3 protein-coding genes and 1 pseudogene are annotated in these 2,745 nt (G+C 59.0%); 1 reads left to right on the forward strand and 3 read right to left on the reverse strand.

Annotated elements, in window-relative coordinates:
• Positions 1–364: outer membrane protein (locus tag A3730_RS15610; protein ID WP_156501223.1), on the forward strand; the 364-nt coding region annotated here is incomplete at its 5' end.
• A gap of 89 nt (positions 365–453) precedes the next feature.
• Here the strand turns inward: A3730_RS15610 and A3730_RS15615 are convergent.
• From A3730_RS15615 to A3730_RS31745, 3 genes and pseudogenes are all read right to left on the reverse strand, one after another.
• On the reverse strand, positions 454–1,371 hold the full coding sequence (locus tag A3730_RS15615) for a DUF2167 domain-containing protein (protein WP_063519937.1): 918 nt from the start codon (positions 1,369–1,371) through the stop codon (positions 454–456).
• Positions 1,372–1,476: 105 nt separating this feature from the next.
• Positions 1,477–2,220: an SGNH/GDSL hydrolase family protein gene (locus A3730_RS15620; protein ID WP_063538405.1), complete on the reverse strand. Its 744-nt coding sequence runs from the start codon at positions 2,218–2,220 to the stop codon at positions 1,477–1,479.
• A gap of 3 nt (positions 2,221–2,223) precedes the next feature.
• Positions 2,224–2,745 (reverse strand): annotated as a pseudogene (locus tag A3730_RS31745) (FAD-dependent oxidoreductase); the annotation flags it as partial.

Here is a 2,745-nt window from a genome sequence, read left to right on the forward strand (position 1 = left end):
CCGTGGCGACCTGGAAATGACCACCATGAACGTGAACGGCACTTACCACTTTTTCCGCAAGGCGCTAACGCCCTATGTGCATGGTGCGATGGGGGCCACTTACCTGGATACCAATGTGCCCACTGGGCCGTCGACGCCGGTGTGCTGGTGGGATCCGTGGTGGGGCTATTACTGCGGGCTGGATACGCCGACTCTGAACGATACGGTATTCAGTTATGAAGTGGGCGCTGGTGTGCGTCTGGATGTGAACGATCAGTTCTTCATGCGTGGTGGCTACAGCCAGCAATGGCTGGACGTGGACCGCAGCGCGGGCACGGTGGATCAAGGCCTGTGGCGTTTCGGTTTCGGGATGCTGTTCCAGTAGTCGTTCGGTAGGCAGCAATGGAGGCGGGACTGCGAGGTCGGATCATCGCTGTGGACGATCCGACCGATGCAGTTTGATCGCAGGCAGTATTACTTCTTTCTGAACAGTGTTTTTCCAGCGGCCAGAACACCGGCAATAATCACGAACCAGAATTTTTTCAGCAATAGCAGGGCGACTGCGAAGAAGCCGGTTTTGGCCAGCACTTTGCCGGCGATCAGTCCGCCAATACCGTAGGCGGCCATGTGATCGGTATCCGGGTTGAAATCTGCATAGCGGTTGCCGTCGGTGAACGATGACATGGCCAATACCTGGTCCAGCCGCTGATTGATTTCTGGCAGAGATTGCATGCCGGCAATGAAGTTCATCTGCAGAAAGCCTTCACGGCCCAGCTTGCGGATATTGTAGTTCAGGGTGTCCCCCTCCGTGTCTTCAAAGCGCAATTGCTTGGCCCAGTACAATTGATGTTGCTGTTCGTCGTAGTGTGGTTGCTCTGCCCAGCCCACCAGTTTGATAGTGGGGTAGTCCTGTTCCTGGCGGTATTTATTTTCCTCTTCGAGGGAATCCTGCATGTCGCTAAGCAGGTCGCTGTAATCGATGCTGGAAGCATCCTCGTCGTCAACATGCCCTTCTTCCACGTAGGCGATATCCACGCCCCACGCCTGTTCATCAAAGGGCTGGTAGTTGGCAGGAAAAAGCATGCCCAGTGTGTTCTGGTCTGGTGGATTGCCCCACATGTCCTCAAGCACAACCCGGGCGTCTTCGCTGTCCAGATAGTAAAAATCGTCTGGCACCTCCAGTACGGCGCCGGCACCGTCCAGGGTTATGCGCCCCTGTTGAGGGCTCATGCCTTGCCAGAGGTGTTCCACATATTCCTGGTACTGCTGAAGCATCTCTGCTTCGGTCAGGGTTTTCGGCTCTTCTTGTTGGGTATGTTCGGTGGTATTGGCGTGGATGGCGGTGCTGGCAATCAGCAATACGCAGCCAGCCGCATGGCTCCATGCGTTCATAGTCAATCCCTTGTAGCAAGCGGTGTAATGGATTTTTGATAATGTGAAGGTGTGGCTTTCCCCGACGAAAAGCTTACGTAATTTGCCGTCGCGGCGGTGGGCAGGTCATGACATTTGTGATGGGGGGCGCGTTCCCTGGTCACTGAGGAGCTGTTCCACCAGGGCGCCAGCCATGGCGCGGTAACCGCTGGCGCTGGGGTGGTAGCCGTCTTCGGCGAGCAGGGTGGGATCTTGCAGGGCGGGGTAGCCGAGATAGAGCAGGGTGTTATCGTCGGCGACCACATGGCGGTGTTGCTGGTCCAGTTGCCTGGCGCGCCACCCGAGCAGTTGTCTTAACGGGATGGGCAGGGCGGTAAAGCGGTGCATGGGGGGCACGGCCAGCAGGGTGACCCGAATAGCGGGGTGCTGCTTGCGCAGTGCCTGAACCAGGCGGAGCAGCCCTGCGCGGTAGCGCCGCCGGGAGGTCAGCCCGGTGGTGTCATTGACGCCCATACTGATGAAAATCTCATCCACCTCTGGCAGAGCGATATCGGCAAGGTTGGCGAGCAGTGCCTCCAGGCGAATGCCGTTAACCCCGAGAGTGTGCCAGGCGACGGCGTGCCCGGAGTGCTGGTGCAGCTGCAGGGCCAACTGGCTGGCCAGCCCCTGGCGATGATGCGCGGTGCCAACACCGGCCGCAGTGGACTCGCCGATGACCAGCAGGCGTGTTGCCGGCGCGCCTTTACCCCATTGCCCCCGGGGTTCGCCACTGGCTTCCGGGAGCCGCACGGTGGTGCGGCGGGTGTAGAGTGCCAGTGGTATCACCACGGGGCTGAGCGCGCCAACGCTGAACCAGAACGGCAAATGCATGGCTTAGCCCACAAACATTTTCTTGGCCAGCGGCAGGCCTTTCAGGCCGCTGATCGCCACGGTGGTAAGCAGGCCGCCGACCATGGCACCGACCACGCCGCAGGTCATCACGTCCTGCCCGGTAAGGTACAGGCCGGGGATGCGTGTCTTCGGTTTCAGCCAGTCCTGTTCGAATCGTTCGGGATTGTGATCCAGGCCATAAATCTCACCGGTGCTGTAACGGCAGAAGTAGTCGGTGGAGAGTGGTGTGGACAATTCATAGTAATCCACCTTGCCGCGCAGCTGCGGCATCTTCTCGTATAGCTTTTCCAGCAGACGCTGCGAGTACGCTTCTTTTTTGGCTTCGTAATCATCACCGCGTTTGCCCCAGGGCTTGTCGGCCCAGTCGGCATACCACTCGAACGGGCCGGGCGCGACAATTTCCACGGTGGCGCGGCCGGGATAGCGTGCCGCAAAGCTGGGATCCTTGGCAGAGGGAAAAGAAATATAAGTGAGCGGAATGTCGTGCTCGTCCGGTGCCTTGAG

The sequence above is a fragment of the Alcanivorax sp. HI0044 genome, assembly GCF_001634945.1.